This window comes from Paenibacillus agilis, from assembly GCF_007786455.1.
In the GTDB taxonomy this organism is placed as follows: Bacteria; Bacillota; Bacilli; order Paenibacillales; family Paenibacillaceae; genus Paenibacillus_B; species Paenibacillus_B agilis.
Genome location: NZ_VNJK01000001.1, coordinates 2,573,765 through 2,593,739, shown reverse-complemented (window position 1 = coordinate 2,593,739; position 19,975 = coordinate 2,573,765). Strand labels below are relative to the sequence as shown.

At 40.7% G+C, this 19,975-nt stretch carries 18 protein-coding genes; 13 read left to right on the top strand and 5 right to left on the bottom strand.

The window, feature by feature from the left end; genetic code table 11:
* Window positions 1-1,065 precede the first annotated feature (1,065 nt).
* From FPZ44_RS11545 to FPZ44_RS11535, 3 genes are all read right to left on the bottom strand, one after another.
* Window positions 1,066-1,482, bottom strand: a complete 417-nt coding sequence (locus tag FPZ44_RS11545) for a VOC family protein (RefSeq protein WP_144990311.1) — start codon at window positions 1,480-1,482, stop codon at window positions 1,066-1,068.
* 110 nt (window positions 1,483-1,592) lie between these two features.
* Window positions 1,593-2,819: an MFS transporter gene (locus tag FPZ44_RS11540; protein WP_144990309.1), complete on the bottom strand. Its 1,227-nt coding sequence runs from the start codon at window positions 2,817-2,819 to the stop codon at window positions 1,593-1,595.
* Window positions 2,820-2,885: 66 nt separating this feature from the next.
* Window positions 2,886-3,758, bottom strand: coding sequence for a LysR family transcriptional regulator (locus tag FPZ44_RS11535; RefSeq protein ID WP_144990307.1), 873 nt, complete (start codon window positions 3,756-3,758; stop codon window positions 2,886-2,888).
* 369 nt (window positions 3,759-4,127) lie between these two features.
* On the opposite strand from FPZ44_RS11535, the gene FPZ44_RS11530 reads away from it, so the two are divergent.
* From FPZ44_RS11530 to FPZ44_RS11495, 8 genes are all read left to right on the top strand, one after another.
* Window positions 4,128-5,444, top strand: a complete 1,317-nt coding sequence (locus FPZ44_RS11530; RefSeq protein ID WP_144990305.1) for a family 8 glycosyl hydrolase — start codon at window positions 4,128-4,130, stop codon at window positions 5,442-5,444.
* Between the two features lie 209 nt (window positions 5,445-5,653).
* Window positions 5,654-6,235: an RNA polymerase sigma factor gene (locus FPZ44_RS11525; protein WP_144990303.1), complete on the top strand. Its 582-nt coding sequence runs from the start codon at window positions 5,654-5,656 to the stop codon at window positions 6,233-6,235.
* Entirely contained in the window at window positions 6,210-7,388 is a 1,179-nt protein-coding gene (locus tag FPZ44_RS11520; protein WP_144990301.1) for a DUF4179 domain-containing protein, read from the top strand. Before FPZ44_RS11525 ends, FPZ44_RS11520 begins: the two co-directional genes overlap by 26 nt.
* A gap of 35 nt (window positions 7,389-7,423) precedes the next feature.
* Window positions 7,424-8,461 carry a DUF5643 domain-containing protein gene (locus tag FPZ44_RS11515; protein ID WP_144990299.1) on the top strand — a complete coding sequence of 346 codons (1,038 nt, stop codon included), beginning with the start codon at window positions 7,424-7,426 and terminating at the stop codon, window positions 8,459-8,461.
* 220 nt (window positions 8,462-8,681) lie between these two features.
* A complete protein-coding gene (locus FPZ44_RS11510; protein WP_144990297.1) occupies window positions 8,682-9,464 on the top strand; it encodes a hypothetical protein in 783 nt (260 codons plus the stop codon).
* 108 nt (window positions 9,465-9,572) lie between these two features.
* Window positions 9,573-10,253, top strand: a complete 681-nt coding sequence (locus FPZ44_RS11505; protein WP_144990295.1) for a response regulator transcription factor — start codon at window positions 9,573-9,575, stop codon at window positions 10,251-10,253.
* Between the two features lie 62 nt (window positions 10,254-10,315).
* The gene (locus tag FPZ44_RS11500; RefSeq protein WP_261378296.1) at window positions 10,316-12,010 is read left to right on the top strand and encodes a sensor histidine kinase; all 1,695 of its coding nucleotides are present in this window, start codon (window positions 10,316-10,318) and stop codon (window positions 12,008-12,010) included.
* 8 nt (window positions 12,011-12,018) lie between these two features.
* Entirely contained in the window at window positions 12,019-12,513 is a 495-nt protein-coding gene (locus FPZ44_RS11495) for a hypothetical protein (RefSeq protein WP_144990291.1), read from the top strand.
* Window positions 12,514-12,599: 86 nt separating this feature from the next.
* On the opposite strand, the gene FPZ44_RS11490 is transcribed toward FPZ44_RS11495, so the two are convergent.
* A complete protein-coding gene (locus FPZ44_RS11490) occupies window positions 12,600-14,606 on the bottom strand; it encodes a terpene cyclase/mutase family protein (RefSeq protein WP_144990289.1) in 2,007 nt (668 codons plus the stop codon).
* A gap of 247 nt (window positions 14,607-14,853) precedes the next feature.
* On the opposite strand from FPZ44_RS11490, the gene FPZ44_RS11485 reads away from it, so the two are divergent.
* The 4 genes from FPZ44_RS11485 (at window position 14,854) to FPZ44_RS11470 (ending at window position 17,084) form a co-directional block, all read left to right on the top strand.
* Complete coding sequence (locus FPZ44_RS11485; protein WP_144990287.1) at window positions 14,854-15,273, top strand: GNAT family N-acetyltransferase; 420 nt, start codon at window positions 14,854-14,856, stop codon at window positions 15,271-15,273.
* Window positions 15,274-15,465: 192 nt separating this feature from the next.
* Window positions 15,466-15,891: an NUDIX domain-containing protein gene (locus FPZ44_RS11480; RefSeq protein ID WP_144990285.1), complete on the top strand. Its 426-nt coding sequence runs from the start codon at window positions 15,466-15,468 to the stop codon at window positions 15,889-15,891.
* A 58-nt stretch (window positions 15,892-15,949) separates the two neighbouring features.
* Window positions 15,950-16,336, top strand: a complete 387-nt coding sequence (locus tag FPZ44_RS11475; protein ID WP_222429811.1) for a nuclear transport factor 2 family protein — start codon at window positions 15,950-15,952, stop codon at window positions 16,334-16,336.
* Window positions 16,337-16,388: 52 nt separating this feature from the next.
* On the top strand, window positions 16,389-17,084 hold the full coding sequence (locus FPZ44_RS11470) for a nuclease-related domain-containing protein (RefSeq protein WP_144990281.1): 696 nt from the start codon (window positions 16,389-16,391) through the stop codon (window positions 17,082-17,084).
* A 144-nt stretch (window positions 17,085-17,228) separates the two neighbouring features.
* On the opposite strand, the gene FPZ44_RS11465 is transcribed toward FPZ44_RS11470, so the two are convergent.
* Entirely contained in the window at window positions 17,229-18,110 is an 882-nt protein-coding gene (locus FPZ44_RS11465; RefSeq protein WP_144990279.1) for an aminoglycoside 6-adenylyltransferase, read from the bottom strand.
* A gap of 262 nt (window positions 18,111-18,372) precedes the next feature.
* On the opposite strand from FPZ44_RS11465, the gene FPZ44_RS11460 reads away from it, so the two are divergent.
* Window positions 18,373-19,975: fibronectin type III domain-containing protein (locus tag FPZ44_RS11460; protein ID WP_186786012.1), on the top strand; the 1,603-nt coding region annotated here is incomplete at its 3' end.

Sequence of the window (19,975 nt, the reverse complement as noted above, 5' to 3'; positions counted from 1 at the left end):
GTATGATGAGGATACGGTTTGGACTTCTCTACCTTTTGTCTCCGCAAAGATCGTGGTTTCTTCAAATGAATATGTTTTTTAATAGAATGACAAAAGACTGCCTTGTGAAACAGAACGATCGATCTGTTGAATCTTTTCATAGGCTCGATCTTGGATGAGAATAAACGCCAAATCTGCAAGTTGTCGATTGCATTTTTGAAGGACAATTTCGAGTGATCTTTTAAAGAGTTGAAAGGTAACCTCTTTAGCTTTCTTTGGAAACGTTGAATAGTTGGTTGGCGAAAGTCCACTCAAAGTGGTACGATTTGCACCATCACGAAAGCCGTTCCATTGTTCGCACGCGGTCTGTGCCCAATATTAAAGTAAGGTGTATTCGGTGCATGTGCGTTCTTTATCATGATGGCTGATTAACTCGATTATCGATTCAATTTCTTCAGATATTAAAGAGTGAAGCTTCACTTGGAACATGGTAGACCATGAGCTGGCTTCTTTCTATTCTGAATCTTTAATAGCACAAATGATTTTACGGAAAAGGCGGCTTTGTTGCTATATATTTTATGTATATTATTGGCTAATCAACAGGTATGGTTTTTATGAAGAATTTAAACATGTTCTTAATGAATCTGTAAGTTCTTGAAGTTCTCACTGGAACACTAATGTTTCTTGAAGATATGTACAACAGACAAGATAGTTCCGAAAATACAAAGAAACATTGAGATAGCTAAAATAAAACCAGAGTCATTATAGACAAACTGCCCAAGTAATAAAATGAATATTGCTAATATGGTCAATTGTATGCCTAAGAGAATGGCTTGGAGAGGTTGGAGCTTCCTTGAAATGAACCAGCAAAATATTATCAGAAGGATGAGTAGTACAGGCAATACTGCTAATAACGATATCAATTCGTGAGGCCTCCTCTGAGTTTGAATTTAAGTTTGATTATAGATGATCGTAGTATTACTTCATTTTCATAAATTGTCTAGATTGAAAAAACAAAAGAACCGAGTGGGCAAGGACAACATTGTCTTTGCTGCTCGGTTCTTGATCGTTCATGCTATGCTGTGATTAGGATTCGCTGTCCACTAGATTAAGCTGCCATGTCACACCGAATTTATCGGCCACCCATGCAAACTTCTTGCTGAATGGATAAGCGGCTAAAGGCATCATCACTTTTCCATCTTGAGACAACTTTTCGAAAGCGTGATCAACTTCAGCCTCTGTATCGCAATTGACGAATAAGGAGATAGCCGGCGTAAAACCAAAGTCATGCTTCACGAAGCTGTCAAAGAACCTAAACTGCTGCCCATGTATAGACATGATTGCCTGCATGACAGTGCCCTCCGGGCCATCTTCGTTTGGTCCATAGTACTTCGCTTCCACGATTTCGGCATTGTCGAAGATGGACATATAATAGTTCATAGCCTCTCGAGCTTGACCAGTAAACATCAGAAACGTAGAAATTTTTTGCATGGAATTGCTCATCGTTCATTCACTCCTTAGACACAATGAATATAGTATGCTTCATTCAAAAACAAAACATACGTTCTCATAATATTTATTATCTAAGAATTAGCTGAACGTGTCAAATCCTATTATTTTACTTGATATTTGATACCTTTCAGGACAGCATTTCCTCTTTCTGAACCAAATAGCATCGCGATTATAAAGAACACGACGACATATGGCATAATAGCGATCGTAGTTAGTGATGCCGCCCAGCCGAGTAGAGGAGGCAGCAAGGTAGCACCCGTATAAGCGACAGCCATTTGATAACCCATAAGATGTTGAGATTGCTCTTTTCCAAAGCGCACGGGTGTTTCATGCAGCATACATGGATAAATGGGCGCGCAGCCTAATCCGACCATTATAAAGCCAATCAACGAAAATGTAGTTGGCAAAGGCAGCAAGAGCATGAGCGCACCAGTCAGCGCAATAAATTGTCCGGAACGAATCAAGATTTTGTTGCTCACTTTTAAAGTGATAAATCCGGTGATGAATCTTCCAACTGTAATTCCTGCGTAATACATGGATACCCACTGTGCTGCTACGGAAGCGGGTAAGCCTTTCACATTTACGAGAAAGCTACTGCCCCAAAGTCCCATCGTTGCTTCTGTTCCGCAATAGAATAAGAAGGCAAGCAGCGTTGCTTTAACACCTTTCATTTTTAAAGGACTAACTTTTTTGTTCTGTGCATCGTGAGTAGATATCGTTGCATCAGTCTCGTTATGATTAGCAGTTGTGTCAGTGGCAGACTCATCGTTCGCCTTATGCACAACTCGTTTCCAGAGAGGTAGAGTGAGCAGTAAAATAATAACCAACGCAAATTGAATCATCGCGATTGTAAAATATCCATCTCTCCAGCCGCTCTCTCCCACTAAGTGATAAGACATAATTATCGGACCAAGTGTAGCTCCTACGCCCCAGAAGCTGTGAAGCCAGCTCATATGATGGGCTTTGTAGTGAAGAGCTACATAGTTGTTTAAAGCCGCATCGACAGCTCCTGCACCTAAGCCTAAAGGAATAGCCAATACAATCAGCCACATTAACGATGGTGCATAAGCAAATCCAAGTAGTGCAGCAGCGGTCATAAGACTGCTAATAAATGTTACTTTTCCAGTTCCTAACCATTTAAGCATGAGACCGCTCATTGAACTGGAGACGATCGTACCGCCTGCAATAATCATGGAGAGTAAGCCAGCGGTTTCGAACGATGCGCCGTATTCTTTGTGCATAATAGGCCATGCAACCCCAAGCAAGGAATCGGGCAATCCTAAGCTAATAAAGGCTAAATAAATAATAAGTAAGAAAAATGTTGCCATTACCTGTGAAGCCACCTTATGTTTATTTTCTTGACGATGCAGAGAACAGCTAGTAGGGCTGCTTACCTACATAGTCGCAGATTCCGTATACGATGTAATCCATTTGTAGAGCTTTGATCCTAATTGTGTTTCTTGGGTAACCAATGAGATAGAACGATTTGCATCCATGTCCACGATCGGAAGTGCGAGCAATTGGAGATGTCCCAGGTTTCGAGCGTTCAATTCGGGAATGATAGTGATGCCCATTCCAGCTGCAACAGCACCAAAAATAAAGTCTCCAGATGCAACTTCGGTCATTGCAGAAGGGGGACAACCAGCTGCTTCGAACTGTGCCAGAATGAAATTTCTCGTATCACATGGTGCTTGATGTACGAGCAAGGACTCTTCGCATAGATCTGTGAGCTTAATAGAGCTGCGTGAACGAAAATGATGATTCATGGGAAAGACTGCACAATATCCCTCATTAAATAGTTCTCTTTTCCAAAGCGATTCAGTGACATAAGAACTATCAACAAATACAGCGTCGAGTCTTTTCTCTCGTAACGATTGAATGAGCTCAGCCGATGTATTTTGTATCATGACACGGATGGATTGATCAGGTATCGATGAGTGAATCGTTCTTTGCGGCAAATAATAGGTTGCTAGACTAGGCAGAGTTCCTATTACGATTGGTGTTGCTTTATCGTATTCCCGCATTTCTTGGTGTATGTCGAGCAGTTCTGCAAATACAGGTGCAATGCGGGTATGAAAATGTTTACCTGCTTCCGTCAGTTCAATCCCGATCGATGTACGATGAAACAACACCAAGTTATAGTGACGTTCAAGATTGCGAATGTGCTTGCTTATCGCAGGCTGGGAAAGGTTCAGCGCATAAGCAGCTTTGGATAAGCTCTTTTGTCTTGCAGCTTCTATAAAGCTTTGCAGCCAATCTATATTCATCGATTTCTCACTCCATTGGACAGTTACAGCTAGTTAGTTTGGTTCATTAGGATAAACAACTTTTTGGCACATGCATACGTAATCTTTTACTTATGTACACGCCTTCCATCATAACATGATGTTAGGTATTCGTGTTGTGAAGTTGGTATGTTTTATTTGAATAATCTACGTATAGATTATGTTTACTTACCGAGCAACAATCCACTTTGAGGTTCTCTGTCTATTTTAGAAAGAGTCTTTAGCTAGATTTTATGAAAATGTAATGATTCATGCATATGATTCAGTGGTGATCTAAAGATAGAATAGTAGTGTAAGCGATTTAATTTTCCGACAAATCGCTTAAAATCTCATTTGAAGGAGTCGATATTCATGAAGAACAAAGCCAAATGGTTACTTTGCTTTGCGCTTATCATCGGTTCTTTGCAAGCATTACTCGTGCCAACAGCTTCAGCTAACGGTGACCCAAATGAGACCTTCGAGGCGGAGGCAGGAATATTTGCGGCTCCGCAACGGCCATTCCCGCAGCATACCAGCTATGCAGCAGGTGTAATTAAACCAAGTAACGTAACACAAACCCAGATGGACAACGAAGTTAAGCGACTTTACAACGAATGGCGATCAAGATATTTGAAGAAAAATCCGTATGTGAGCAATCAATATTTCGTTCACTACAACCTGAATCAAGAGTCAGACGACAATCCACAAGTGGTGACAACGAGCGAGGCAAATGGATATGGCATGTTGTTAACCGCAATTATGGCAGGTCATGATCCGAATGCGCAGCAGTATTTTGACGGCTTGTATCGTTTTTACAAAGCGCATCCAAGCAGTATCAATTCGACTCTAATGGCATGGCAGCAAATCGATAATGGTTCTGCAATTATAAATAATGTCGCGGCAGGTGTTACTGCGGCAACAGACGGGGATATGGACATTGCATATGGATTGCTTCTTGCGGATAAGCAGTGGGGAAGCTCAGGTCCGATTAATTACAAGGCAGCTGCGATACAGATTATCAATGCAATTATGGCAAGTCAAGTACATCAAACGGCCTGGCATTTGAAGCTAGGAGACTGGGCACAGGATTCTGATCCGCAATGGGGAAAAGGTACAAGACCTTCAGATTATATGTTAAACCATCTGCGAGCATTTAAAACGGCAACGAACGACAGCCGTTGGGACAACGTGCTCAATCAAACCTTTACAATCATTAATCAGCTGTACAACAAATCGACTGGCTTGCTACCAGACTTTGCAACGAAAGAAGCTAGTGGATATAAACCGCCTCAAACGACATATTTGGAAACGATCTATGACGGTAAGTATTATTACAATGCAAGTCGTACTCCATGGCGAATTGCAACGGATTATGTACTTACAGGTGATACACGTGCCAAAGCACAGTTAACAAAATTGAACCAATGGATCAAGAGCAAGGTAAACAACAATCCTGATCAAATTCAAGCAGGGTATGATTTAAGCGGCAATGTAATTGGTACGTACTTTGACTTGACGTTTGTTACTCCATTTGCAGTAAGTGCTGCGATTGACAGCAGTAATCAAGCCTGGCTGAATGCACTTTGGACAAATACTGTTTCGAAATCGACAAATCAAAATACGTATTTCTCCAACAGCATACGTATACTTAGTCTTATTACCGTGTCCGGCAACTGGTGGAGACCATAGTATCGTAGTTTATAGGTGAAAATAAGCCGAGGGGGAGCCCTCGGTTTATTTTTGTGCTGCTTTAGAGTCTCACTTAGCGCCTCATTTCCCAGTTTTCATATGCATTTGTTTATCAATCTGGTAAATTTTAATGGCTGGAAGAAATGCGAATGTCACAAAATGACCTATTCATATTGTTATATATAGTAAATAAACAAGGAGGTGGTCTTTTGGCACATCTCATCCCCGGGGAGAAAGATAGCAAGCAGCATATCGAATGGTTGGTAGAACAAGTGAAAACTGGCGACCAACAAGCTTATGCAGATATTATTCGTCACTTTGAAAAACAAATCTATCAATATTGCTACTATCTCCTCAAAAGTCGAGAAGAAGCAGAGGACGTATTGCAGGATATTTTTATAATCGCTTATGACAAGATCGGGCAGTACGAGCAGAGAACTTCTTTTTCTGCATGGTTGAATAAGATTGCCTATCATCATAGCTTGAACGTGATGAAGAAGAGAAGTCGCTGGAATCGATTGTTTTCCCGTTATAAACAGGAAGTCGTGCAGCGCCCCGTCTATGTCAATCATTATGAGCAAATGATCGATGAGATGCTGGATTGTCTTTCCATTGAGGAGCGACATGTACTCTTGTTAAAGGCAGTGGAACAGTACAGTTTTAATGAAATTGCTGAAATTATGGACAGCAATCCGGCAGCGATACGGAAGCGATATGAACGAATACGCAAGAAATTGATAAGTGCGAATAAGGAGGCTGCGGTGAATGGAGCGTTGGTCGAATCAGGATGAGTTAGCGGAAACCCAGATGAAGCATGTCGAGCGTCTCATTCGAGAGACGCAAATGCCTGTTAGCACGTATAGTCATGGAATAATGAAAAAGATAGGAGAGAGGCGTGGGCGTAAAAAAACGAACATATGGAAAAAAGCCCTTATTGGTACTACGGTAGCAGCTGTGGTAGGCGGAATATTATTGGGGAGTGGATTTGTCTCACCAGTTATGGCAGAAGCGCTGAAACATATCCCACTCATCGGAAGTGTATTCCAGAATCATAATGATGCTGGTTTGAAACGGGCAGTAGAAAAAAATCTGGTAGCACCGCTTCAACAAAGTGTAACGCATGATGGAGTAACGCTTGCAGCAAAAGAAATGATTTATGATGGAAGTAGACTCTCATTGGTTCTTGAACGATCAGGAGAAGGCTTTACAGAAACGTTCCTTGGTGAGTTTGATGCAGATGGCCGTACGTTTGGAGCGGGTAAAGGCGTGTTAGATCATATTCGTTTTAAAGTGAACGGTGAAGAACGATTTATGAGCCTAACCTCACTACACCCAGTTAATGAACATACGATTATTGTCAAATTTAACGATGCACGCCCTGTGTTGTCACCTGGTGCTGTGAAAGGAATGGATACTACAATTAAGCGTTTCCCAGACCAATTCGATCTGACAATTGAGGCGACATTGACAGAAATCATGACTCCATTTTCAATGACTGTGCCTGTTAAGAAAAATACAGAGAATATAGTGCTAAAGCCAAGTATGAAGTCCACTTATAGTAACTTTAGTCTAAGCTTAGAGCAAGTAGAGCTCACGCCTATTACAACTCGTATGCAGCTCGTTGGTAAGGGAGAGATTGAAGCACTTCCAGAAATATATATAGCTCCAAAAGGCGATTACTACGAAGGTAAACTAAATCTGGGCGCGGATATCGTGGATGAGCATGGAAACAGCTTAAAAGGTCTGAGCTATCATGGAATGGGTGGAGGAATTAACTTCTATGAGGGGATCTACTACCTGGATTTTATGTATAATCCATTTTCTGAAAAGCCGGAGCAGATTACGATCAAACCATATTTGTATGAGGCCATTACGTTAACCAACCATACCGTAACGAAAAAGTATATTCCTGAGCTTGAATTTATCGTTCCTGTACCGAAATAACTTGTTACGTTCATATGAAACGGAGAGATCACGTAATGATAAAACGAGATAAAAGTTACTCATTTATAAAGAAAACAGCTCTTGGCGTATCAGCCGCTGCACTAATTAGCGGTTTACTGTGGAGCAGCGGGCAGATGTATGCGTCAGCACTTGAATCTTATGAGGAAGCTAAGCGGTTTGAATCGTTTGCAGAGCAAATTCATGGTACGACTTCAACGTTACAAGCCATTGCATCGAAGTCGCAAAGTAATACCCAAGACGGGATTACACTTACAGTGAAAGATGTGAAGCATGATGGCAGACATATCGAAATTGAGTTGGGACGTTCAGGGGGCAGCAACTTGTCCAAAAGGTTCCTAGGAGAACCTTTGCCAGATGGTAGAACGGACTATTCCAAAAAAGGTGTACTGGATGATGTGGAAGTGTATATCAATGGTGAACTATATCGTTTTGAAAACGGATCCCTGTGGCCTGGGAAAGATGCTAACAGCGTTATTTTAAAATATGGAAATGCTAAGGATTGGTCTAACCCAAAATCAAGGACATCAAAATTAATTCCTGATAAATTTGAGCTTACGATTAAAGCAACTCTCAGTAAGGTAAAGAAGCCATTTATTATGAAAGTACCTGTTCAAGGGAAAGCGAAAAGTACAATAGTTTCACCAAATATAACGAAATCATACGATGACTTTGAATTAACACTTGAACAGATGGAAGTAAGTTCGTTAGGAACCTACATACACATTGTTGGAATGGGAGACATTAAAGATTTACCGCAAAAGTATCGTAGTAAAAAGGGCGAGCTTAATGAAGGTCTTATGCAAATGGATTTTGATATTTTGGATGAAAAAGGGTATAAAGTGAAAGGCTCATTCTTGTTTGACTTAGGTGGGGCTAAGGCTCAGAAGGAAGGCGTATACCAGTTTAACTATGTTTATTCGCCGTTCAAATCGACACCTAAGACAATAACGATCAAGCCATATTTATTTGACATAAGTGATCCTAAAAAGGGGAAAGTCGACAAAAAGTACATTCCAGAGCTCGAATATAAAGTATCGTTATCGAATTCTTAGACGATGCAGTATGTCGCTCCTTTCGACCTGAATGGATGAGCGGTTCACAATTCGAATAACCTAGTGATAAACAAACATCAAAATGCCGACCTCCAATAAGGATGTCGGTATTTTTGTATCTGATGCTAAAATACCTTCTAATCATCACACTGTATACACACGTTGGTCACAGGAGGATTTTATACTTAGCTTGTAACTACGAAATGGAGGAATTATCATTATGAAAAAAACAGCATTATTCATCAGTGTGGCTATTGCCGCAACCACTTTGGTAGGTCAAGTATGGGCAGAACCGACAGCAACGAATACGGTAGAACCAACGAAGTCCATCGTCCAAGAAAATAAAGTGTCGAAGGAATTTGAATCCTTTCTTGAGAACTTGCAGAAAGCTATAAAAGAGGATAATCACAATGATGCAGCTAATTTAATGTCTTATCCATTAAATATAATCAAAAGCGGTAAGAAAATAACGATTTCTACCAAGAAACAATTTGTACAAAAATATGATCGTATCATTACTAGTGATGTTAAGAAACAGGTGCTCAAACAGAAAGCCAAACATACATTTCATAATCAATACGGCTACATGATTGGTGATGGTGTGATGTGGGTGAGCGAAATCAACAATCAAATGCTCGCATATTCTATCAACACGTTTGATAATCCATATGAGGTAGCGGGCATTGATGACCCAGCAGCATTCGTGCAATTTTTGAGTGATTTGAAAAAAGAAGTGGCTGCCAACAACAAAAAAGCGGTAGCGGGTATGATCGATTACCCGTTGAATGTCAACAAAAATGGTAAGACAACGAAAATCAAAACAAAACAGCAATTTATTAAACAATACAACAAAATTATGACAAAAGAAGTGAAGCAAAAACTTCTTGCACAAAAAGCAGATCGTGTATTTGTAAATGCTGAAGGAGTTATGATTGGTGATGGAGAAATGTGGATTAGCCAGTTCGGCACTAAAATTGCTGTGTATGCGATCAATTTGCAATAAAATTGTAGTAGGCTCTGCCTATTTGTAGGAAGTTGTAGTTTTGACATGCTTCTCCCATATCCAATAAAATGGAAAGGTAATTATTAGGGAGATGCGGAGAGTGTAACAATGATCCGAACTATATTGCTTGTTGAAGATGATATGTTAATGCGTGAATTTATAACGGATTATTTTAAGAAAGAACAATGGAAAGTTTACGAAGCTGAAGATGGACGACAAGCGTTAGAAATGTTCGAGCAGGCTGCTATGGATCTGGTTGTGCTGGACATAATGATGCCCGAAATAGACGGCTGGACTGTATGTAGGCGCATTCGTCAGAAGTCGGATGTGCCTATCATAATTATTACGGCTAGGACGGAAGATGATGATCAAGTGATGGGATATGAACTAGGTGCAGATGAATATGTAACGAAACCATTTAGTCCAAGAGTGTTGGTTGCCCGTGCGAAGGCATTATTGAAAAGATCAGAAGGATCGATCGGTCGTGAAGGAGATATGATGAGCTATGGCGAACTTGCTATCAACAAGCGCTCACATACGGTATTTGTAGGAGAAGAATCAATCAATTTATCTCCAAAAGAATATGAGCTGCTATTATTTCTGACCAAACATGAGGGTGCGGTGTTGTCGCGGGAGTATATTTTAAATGCGGTATGGGGATTGGATTACTTCGGAGATCTGCGTACTGTAGATACTCATATCAAAAAACTGCGAGCTAAGCTGGGAAATGAAGGGCGATATATTCGTACCGTCATTCGCGCTGGATATAAGTTCGAATTTGAGCCATGAGAAAGCATGGTATAGTCCTCAAACTATTCATTGCGACATCTGGTTTAATAGCAATAATATTTATGCTGATCATGCTAGCGCAAGGACTATTTTTTGAACGCTATTATCGTGAATTTAAGGTTAATGAATTGAAACAAAGTATGATTCAATTAAGTAAGCAATATGGAAAGGGGGATGCGAGTGAACGTGAGGTTTCCTATTTGCTTGGACAGTTTTCAAATGAAACGAGTGCAAGTATAGCCATTCTAGATGAACAGATGAATAGAATTAGGATAAACCCGTATTTTATCGAACTGCAAACTCCAACTAAATTGGTCACGATTCGACTTCAAATTGAAGCGATGTCGATGAAAGATATTCCTCAAGGATTGCACATCGGAGAAAGTCTGACAGTAGACGGTATTTTTATGGATCAACAATCTACCATCTTGTCACCCGTCAAATTTCAATCACAACAATCTGAATTAGTAGAAGGATTAGTCCGCGTAGAAGGAAAAATTGTTGAAATGATGCTGCCCGAGCAGCACTCATATAATCCGTATTACCAAGATACACTCCTAAATGATGCACTTTGGGATTGGATGATACGAGCAGATCAGGATGAGTCTCATATGCAAAATGGAGAACCTATTCAGTCGGAATGGATGGATCCTTGGAGCGGTGTGAAGTATGTTGTTGTGACTATGCCATTCTCTAACGTAGAGCAAAATGGAGGTTACTTATTCGCGCTAACATCTCTACAACCTGTTGGAGAGGCAGTAGTGATACTCGACAAATATATGATTTATTTGGCGTTTCCGATATTGCTGCTCGTCATGTTTCTTTCTTTTGTGTTCTCTAGAATAGTATCGAAACCTTTACTAACGTTAAATCACACGGCCACGCGTATGGCGCAATTGGATTTCACCGTACCAGCTGATATACATTCGAAAGATGAGTTCGGTGAACTTTCCCAGAGCATGAATACGATGGCGCGGAATTTGGATACAGCCCTGCAAGAGCTTACAGTAGCGAATGCCAAACTGCAGGATGATATGGTGGAGAAACAACGCCTAGAACAGCTTCGTAAAGAGCTAATCGCGAATATTTCGCATGAGCTTAAGACTCCTTTGGGTATTGTTAAAGGATTTACGGAAGGTCTGCAGGATGATGTGGCGGAAGAGAAGCGAGAGCGTTATTTATCTTTAATACTGAATGAAGTAGATCGCATGAATGCTCTAATTATGGAAATGTTGGAGCTATCCAAATTTGAGGCCAAAGCCATACGCTTAGCACCTCAGACGATTGAACTGCCAATGCTAGTGCAGAAAGTGTACACTTCATTTGCTCTTCAATTGGAAAGTAAGCTACTGCAAGTCCAGATAAACGGAGAAGCTTCCGTAGTCGTTTCCGCTGATCCCAAATGGATAGAGCAGGTTATTGTGAATTTGTTGAGCAATGCAATTCGGCACGCAGTAGAACAAAGTGTGATAGGAATTAACATATATGAAACAGGGTCGGGTCAAATGATGATCTGTATCGAAAATGAAGGCTCGTCCATTGACGAAGAAGATATGCAGCGCATTTGGGATCAATTTTATCGAGTAGAACGTTCCAGAGATCGGAAATTAGGAGGAACCGGACTGGGACTTGCTATGGTAAAGCATATTTTAGAGCTTCATGACAGTGATTACGGTGTGAAAAATACGAATAAGGGCGTTATGTTTTATTTTACTTTGAAGAAGAGTGAAAACATCGTCCTCGATAATAGGAGTTGATGATACCGATGAAGAAAATAAAATCGATGTATGTATGGGGAATAGTCGTTATTTTGCTGTTGACTAGCGCATGTGGGGGAGCAGCACAATCCGGATCTCCGGCTTCGCCGCCCGCTGAACAAAAGCCTGTTGATCAACAAGTAAAGAAAGAACGAACGCAATCACTTATTAAGCAGGTACCTATTTTGATGATCGTTGACCAGACCAAGCAAGAGGGCTTTGAAGGGAACATGTTTTATTTTACAGTTGAACAAGTTCCTGAAGGATATGCGCTTGCAGAAATGAAGTGGATATCCGATAATCATCAAATTGTAAGTACATTTGAAGAAGCGTCTAAGAATGGAGCTACTGGAGGAGATGGATTCTATTTAAGCGGCAATGGTCAATACTCTGGGTTTATTTATGACGATAAAATGAAGGGCGAACAAGGCCAAGTTGTATTTGTATTCCGCAATGACGACAAGGAAGAATTAACTTGGAAGCAGAATATTACACTTAAATAGCCATCCATCTATTTTATAAGTAAACATTTATTACAAATGCAAAAGGCTACCATTCGCTCATTCCTTGCGATAGCAGCCTTTTTATTTTATCCCAATGGGGGCGAGTATTTTCGTTTATAATTGGCCAGCGTTAGAAGGGGCCAAATGTAATTATAGCTATGATAATAAATATAGAAGTTTCCGGGCAGGCCCGCACCAGTCGGATACGTATTTGATTGCTTATTTGGATGCTGGAGCATGTAGAGCAGATTCTGGATTCCACGTTCAATTTCTTCAGTTGGCTGTGGAGAAACAGCGATAAGTGCATCCAAGGCCCATGCTGTCTGCGAAGGTGTGGATAGATGCAGCGGGATATATGTTTTTTTACGATCGCTCTCACACGATTCACCCCATCCGCCATCTTGATTCTGTATCCGAGATAACCAACGTGCTGCCCGTACTAGAGCTGGGTTAGATGCATCTACTCCTACAGCCGCCAATCCTGTTACCGCAGCCCAAGTACCGTAAATATAACTAATTCCCCATTTCCCATACCACGATCCGTCTTGCTGTTGATGATTCATTAACCAATCTGCACCACGGCGTACAAAAGCATGTTCCAGCTTAAGTTGAGCTGTACTTCCCAAATATTCTAATGTTCTCCCTGTCAAATCAGCAGTAGAAGGGTCTGTAAGTGCAGCATTCGCACCGTCATAAGGCAGCCACGTCAATATCGTTTTATTCGTATTTTTCTCAAATGCTGGCCAACCGCCATCATCATTTTGCATCGACAACAGCCACTGAAGACCCTTATCATAAGCAGCAGCATAAGAAGTGTTGCTGCTTGCCAGCTTATTTATAGCACGAAGGGCAGCGGTCGTGTCATCGATATCGGGAATAATGGTGTTAATATCTGAAAACCCCCAACCACCAGGAGGTGTATTCGGATTATGGAACTGCCAATCTCCGAATTTATGCTGCTGACGTGACAATAAGTATGCACCTGCGCGTTGAATGGCTCCATGTTGAACGGGCAATCCAGCTTGCTGAAAGGCGTGGCTGATAAGTGCGGTATCCCAAATGGTAGGCGGTGAGTTTTGAATATGCCAGTGTTTATCTGAAGGGCATACGAATGATTTGAGCCCTTGAATAGCTTTAGTGATACGAGGATGGTTCCGATCGTATCCAAGTGCGAGCAGAGCAAATATCATCAAAAAGGTAGCACTTGCATAACTGTACAACGTGCCGTTTGGTTCAATTCGATCTAACATGAAGCTTTCTGCTTTATTGCGAGCCTCTTGCTTAACGGATTGTGGGGAAGGTAGCAATTGAAATAATTCTCTTTTTACATTTTGAAGTAGAGATCGGTGCGCTTCTCCCGATTGTATCACAGAGTTGTAAGTTGACTGAAAATTTGAAAAGTCATATGCGAAGTAATCCTCGTACAAGCACTGCTGTTGTTGAATATCGTCAGTATGATTAAAGCTTTCACTCTCATACTCCCAACTTCGATTTGGCAAAATTAAATCGGAAAGATCAGGAGCTCCTTCAGGTATTGTTGTATCAGGTAGGCTGCTCATGATAAGAATTGGGGCGATATGTACTCTGGCATAGCCCACAATATCGTAGAAACTAATCGGCGACCATTCGGGAAGCAGCAGGAATTCAATAGGCACCGTATAGGAGCGAGGCCATGGGCGCTGCCCTGTGGCTGCTAACATCGTTTTTGTTAGCACACTGTTAGCTTGCTGCATCCCACCATTGCTTAAAATATATGCCTTTGCTTTTAATAGGATAGGATCATCTTTTTTCATCGTCCCAGAATAAAGAAGCGCGTAATAGGCCTCTACTGTAGATGATAAATTGCCGTTCGTTTCGTTCGGATATACGCTCCAGTAGCCCTCCGGATGCTGCCTAGATACTATGCGTTGGCTTAATTGCTTCACTAACTCATCCTCAGAAAGCTGCAGCACGCGTACGATAATAATCATATAGCTGTCTGTCATCGTCCCGCTCTCAAAACAAAACCTCCATGAGCCATCAGGAGCTTGGGCCATCAGCAGTTGTTGAATGAGACGATCGATTCCCGACTCTATGTTCGCCCTTCGGTTCATTGCTTCATCCCTCCAATAGTCATGGTGAAAAATCTTTCTTTTGTATCTTTATTGACAATATTCATTTTCACTCTGTCCTATTCGAACATTGATTTGGTAAAATTTATTGTTTATTTTAAATTTATAAATTAAAATTGAATTAGAAAGGGGGATGAGCAACATGGAGCATGCACACTACAATTTAAATTCATAATGGTGGTTGTTATCGATAGCGACCACCCAACTTAACAGAAAAGGTGGTTTATATATGCACAACAAACAATACGAGATCATCGAGCGTCGTCCAACTGTGTTAGAACATAAGACACTATGGGAAGCAGTAGGCTGGGGGAACGTTAATATAGACATGACAGAGCGATCGATTGATAACTCTGTGTACGCTGTAGTTGTCATAAGTGATGATCAGGTGGTCGGTATGGGACGAATTGTTGGTGACGGAGCCATGTATTACTACATACAAGATGTTGCTGTATTACCTGACTATCAGAAATTGGGCATTGGCCAACAAATTGTAGACAAACTGATGCAGTACATCCGTCTACATTGTGTTGGAGCTGGTTTTGTTGGTTTATTTGCTTCACAAGGCGAAGAGCCATTCTATGAAAAATTGGGATTCAAAGACTATTCGCCAGGAATGACAGGGATGTTCACGGTAATAGAGAAATAGGTAAGCAGCCGGTTATTGGCGCGTCAGAATAATAGTCCGATTTGACGCCGTGCAGGATACATTAAAGGGAGGAACGTAATTCAGGTCCTCTCTTTTTCATTACATTTACAGGGGAAAGTGATTTGAAATTAAAGGTGATACGTAATGTGTGCGGCTTTGATCCTGGAAGAGAAAAAGGAGAGGAGAATCAAGATGACTTCGAAGTATTTACTCCCACGGATTGGTGTTGGCGCAGTAATTTGGAATGAGAAGAATGAAATTCTATTAGTGTTGAGAAATAGAAACCCAGAAAAAGACAAGTGGAGCATTCCCGGTGGCAAGGTAGATCCTTTTGAAAGTTTAGAAAGTTGTGTTATCCGAGAAGTTATGGAAGAAGTGAATCTTGAAATAGAGATTCAAGGTTTGCTGTGTATGGCTGAAACGATTCGACCCGAACACGAAGAACATTGGATTTCCGCAATTTATGAAGTAACTGTGAAAAGTGGAGAAGCTCGCAATATGGAGTCAGGTGGAGCAATCGCAGATATGAAATGGTTTAGTCTCGAGGAACTGCCTGCAAATTTAGCTTGTTTTACGGTACCTGCTATTGAACAGTTACAACATCGACGCACTCTGTAAATAGCAGCGAGGAATTAAGAGCATATCAGAGCGTATACGCGTAGCTGGGGGCTGATCTATCATCTTTTTACAAAGAGAAAAGATCATCGAGAGTTATTTCACGGCATGGATACATAAAGATGCCACTGCATTGGAGGAAATTTTTAGTTCGGACATCATTTACAGCGAGTGTTATGGTCCCAAATATCGTGGCATTGAGCAGGTAAAACAATGGTTTGCGGATTGGAACTTACAGGGGAGGGTGCTAGAGTGGAGGATTAAACAATTTATCCATCAAAATGATACATCTGCTGTTGAATGGTACTTTCATTGTGAACACGAGGATGTGAGTCATCAATTCAATGGTGTATCTATTGTTTTATTTACCGCTGAAAATAAAATTTCAAACCTTAAAGAGTTTCAGTCGCAATCAGAGCACCATTATCCGTATGGGGAAAGTGAGTAATGTCTATAGCCTATTTACATTGTAAATAAACGTTGAAATGGAAAGGATAAACATGATAAAAAAGCTGCTACGTTTATTTGGAATCGGAAAGAAACAAAGCTTAAAGCAAGGGACAACTACCGTAAAGAAGACGGCAAGTAAGAAATCAAAGATTGAATCTACTCGTATTGGTGAGATTGGCGAGTATAAAATTAATATTCAATTGGACCAGTTACCAAAGAATTGTCTATACGCAAGCGACATAATGATACCTAATAAAAAATCTCGCTCTGGGTATGCTCAAATTGACCATATTATTATTTCACCGTATGGCATATTTGTTGTTGAGACGAAAAACTATAAGGGCGAAATAAAAGGGAGCAAGTCGGAGAAATATTGGACTGTAGATCGCAGGTTTAAGATGTACAACCCCCTCATGCAAAATTATGGACATATAAAAGCCCTTGAAGGGCTTTTGAAAAACGAGTCTAATGTACTTTATATCTCCATCATTTCTTTTACGATGCGCTGTCGTTTTGCTATTGATCCGGAGTTGCGTAAAATTGAATCAAATGAGTTGGTTGTGTACGATGTTGAGTTATCTGAATTTATTAATCGCAAGTTAAATAGACTTAAGGCAACAACGGGCGAACCGCTTCTTTCGCATGAGAAAATACAACAAATGTATCAAGCTATACATAATGTTAATATTACCGATCCAAAGACTAGGTCCGCTCATGTTGCAGCCTTGAAGTCGGTATCTAAATAAAAAATAGCCTCAAACTCGACCTATGAAGTGATTGCAGCGGCTAGTTAGGGGCTATATTGTGTATTTGTACCGAATACTTCACATAATCGAAAGAATTATAGTTATGAAAATTTTGAAGTATAAACAATCTTGACTTCGCTAGTATTAATAGATCTCCCGCGCATCTTCTGGCAACTCTCTCACTCGTTTTAAATATGCAGTCATATTCGTATCATCATCCAAGCAGTATGTATATGAATAGGCTGCAGCTACCTCTTGTGCTATCGTCCTAAACAACTCGCATGTGATAAAGATAGCTTCCCACATCTTTTCGTAGTCCGCATCCGAATAAGTTGCTTTATACATATTCCAATACACTGCCGGTAGATGTGTTTTGAAGTATTTTCCCATCTTGCCCGTTGAAACTTTGAAATCATGCTTAGTGCCGATCCACCATGACACCATTTCATCTAAAGGAGTTCTCGATGTGTGCTCGTACATGAGTTTCGCATACGGCAATTCGTCTCGCCATATTCCTTTCACCACGTTTTGTTGACACCACCAGAATTCATTGCAGCAGTTCATAAACTCCGCTTCAGTAGGCTGCTTTACATAGTAGATGCTGTCTGTGGGGGCAGGAATAGACGGTAGTATATTGTCCTTGTCCAATAATGGAACAGTAAGACTATCTTCCATATAGGTCTCAAGCATAGCCTCTTTTGTTTGAAGGCGAAGGTCGATACGATTGCCATCTGTGAATAGCATTAGGTAGATATATGTACGATCATAATGAGTCTCTATACCCGCAGCTTGATCATTTTTATCTGGCTCTTGCATCATTAACCGTTCGCCAAACACATCAATCCACTTCTCATCTTGTAAAAAGGATTCTGTCTCAGTTACGACATAAACGATATCATAGTCTTGAAAAATATCTTTTGGTGCATTAGGGTTCGTTCTGGAGCCATTCATATAGACAGCTCGTACACGTTCGTCTTTGTTAGCGACACCGAGTATTAAGTCAAACATTTCTTGCTCATTTCTCAATATGAATCACCTCGTAGATACTGTTGTTGATGTACTGATTTTCATAATAACATAGATACTTAATATAGGCAGTTTGTTAATAAATTGGATTTGGACTGTAATAAGCCGTACAGTGAAACATTGGAAATGTGACATGATGGTTACATTTTTGATTTATATGACAGAAGAAGTGTATTTTTCAAGTTTAATAGTATATTAGTATTATTTCTTGGCATATTTAACCGATATATATAGTTCATATACATAAAAGGGGATGACATCATTGAGTAATAAGGCGAACTTATACGGGTATTTAGCACTAATTGTTATACTCTCTTCAGTTCCTATTCCGAATCAGGCAAATGCTTTGGCAAATGGTGCGCTTGATGGAAAGGGAGTCTCAGTTACTACATCTGTTTATAAAAACGGTGTAGAAGCTAGTCCAAGAAATATGTTCAATGTAATGACAACATCAGCTCCGCAAAATTTCGTCGTAACGAAACAAACGGATGATGAAGTAGATTTTGCATGGGATGGGGTACAATCACCTGAACTAGACTACTATTGGGTGTATGTAAATGGCAACAAAATTACGGATGTACGCGGTAAAACAAGCGTTAATTTATCTGGATTCAGACCGGAGGAACATAAGGTTTATGTGACAGCGGTATACAAAAATGGAGTCGAGTCTGCTTCAAGTAATGTCCTTACGATAGATACAACACCAATCCCGAAGGAACTCACGGTGCGAGGGCAAACAGCGACGAGTGTAGATCTAGCCTGGAAAGAAGTACCTACACCATGGAAGCCAAGCAATGCAATCGATGTGTCTTACTATTGGGTGTATGTAAACGGCAAGCGTGTAGCTGATGTGCATGGTAAAAATGAAGTGACATTAACAGATATGCCCACGGGTCAAATGAATAGTATCTACATAACAGCGGTGTACAGCAACGGTACGGAATCAAAGCCAAGTAATATGATTCAAATGAACGCAACACCAGCTCCGCAAAATCTAGTCGTGACGAAGCAAAACAAGAGAGATGCAGAGTTTGCATGGGAAGCGGTACAATCGCCTAAACTAGCTCACTATTCCATCTACGTAAATGGCAAGAAAAATAATAAGGTAGCTAATAAAACGACGATTGCGCTGTCTGGTTTCCAGCCGGGCAAGCACAGCATTTATGTAACGGCGACGTACAAAAATGGGGATGTTTCTGGTGTAAGCAACGTGGTAACGATAATTGTAGAGGGAAATGTAACGACAACATCAACTCCGCAAAATTTCGTCGTAACGAAACAAACGGATGATGAAGTAGATTTTGCATGGGATGGGGTACAATCACCTGAACTAGACTACTATTGGGTGTATGTAAATGGCAACAAAATTACGGATGTACGCGGTAAAACAAGCGTTAATTTATCTGGATTCAGACCGGAGGAACATAAGGTTTATGTGACAGCGGTATACAAAAATGGAGTCGAGTCTGCTCCAAGTAATGTCCTTACGATAGATACAACACCAATCCCGAAGGAATTCACGGTGCGAGGGCAAACAGCGACGAGTGTAGATCTATCCTGGAAAGAGGTACCTACACCATGGAAGCCAAGTAATGCAATTGATGTGTCTTACTATTGGGTGTATGTAAACGGCAAGCGTGTAGCTGATGTACATGGTAAAAATGAAGTGACATTAACAGATATGCCCACGGGTCAAATGAATAGTATCTACATAACAGCGGTGTACAGCAACGGTACGGAATCAAAGCCAAGTAATACGATTCAAATGAACGCAACACCAGCTCCGCAAAATCTAGTCGTGACGAAGCAAAATAAGAGAGATGCAGAGTTTGCATGGGAAGCGGTACAATCGCCTGAACTAGCTC

Excerpts from the sequence above, each read along its gene's own strand:
- FPZ44_RS11545 (WP_144990311.1), bottom strand. The coding sequence starts at position 1,482 with ATGAGCAATTCCATGCAAAAAATTTCTACGTTTCTGATGTTTACTGGT.
- FPZ44_RS11540 (WP_144990309.1), bottom strand. The coding sequence starts at position 2,819 with ATGGCAACATTTTTCTTACTTATTATTTATTTAGCCTTTATTAGCTTA.
- FPZ44_RS11535 (WP_144990307.1), bottom strand. The coding sequence starts at position 3,758 with ATGAATATAGATTGGCTGCAAAGCTTTATAGAAGCTGCAAGACAAAAG.
- FPZ44_RS11530 (WP_144990305.1), top strand. The coding sequence starts at position 4,128 with ATGAAGAACAAAGCCAAATGGTTACTTTGCTTTGCGCTTATCATCGGT.
- FPZ44_RS11520 (WP_144990301.1), top strand. The coding sequence starts at position 6,210 with ATGGAGCGTTGGTCGAATCAGGATGAGTTAGCGGAAACCCAGATGAAG.
- FPZ44_RS11515 (WP_144990299.1), top strand. The coding sequence starts at position 7,424 with ATGATAAAACGAGATAAAAGTTACTCATTTATAAAGAAAACAGCTCTT.
- FPZ44_RS11510 (WP_144990297.1), top strand. The coding sequence starts at position 8,682 with ATGAAAAAAACAGCATTATTCATCAGTGTGGCTATTGCCGCAACCACT.
- FPZ44_RS11505 (WP_144990295.1), top strand. The coding sequence starts at position 9,573 with ATGATCCGAACTATATTGCTTGTTGAAGATGATATGTTAATGCGTGAA.
- FPZ44_RS11500 (WP_261378296.1), top strand. The coding sequence starts at position 10,316 with ATGCTGATCATGCTAGCGCAAGGACTATTTTTTGAACGCTATTATCGT.
- FPZ44_RS11495 (WP_144990291.1), top strand. The coding sequence starts at position 12,019 with ATGAAGAAAATAAAATCGATGTATGTATGGGGAATAGTCGTTATTTTG.
- FPZ44_RS11490 (WP_144990289.1), bottom strand. The coding sequence starts at position 14,606 with ATGAACCGAAGGGCGAACATAGAGTCGGGAATCGATCGTCTCATTCAA.
- FPZ44_RS11485 (WP_144990287.1), top strand. The coding sequence starts at position 14,854 with ATGCACAACAAACAATACGAGATCATCGAGCGTCGTCCAACTGTGTTA.
- FPZ44_RS11480 (WP_144990285.1), top strand. The coding sequence starts at position 15,466 with ATGACTTCGAAGTATTTACTCCCACGGATTGGTGTTGGCGCAGTAATT.
- FPZ44_RS11470 (WP_144990281.1), top strand. The coding sequence starts at position 16,389 with ATGATAAAAAAGCTGCTACGTTTATTTGGAATCGGAAAGAAACAAAGC.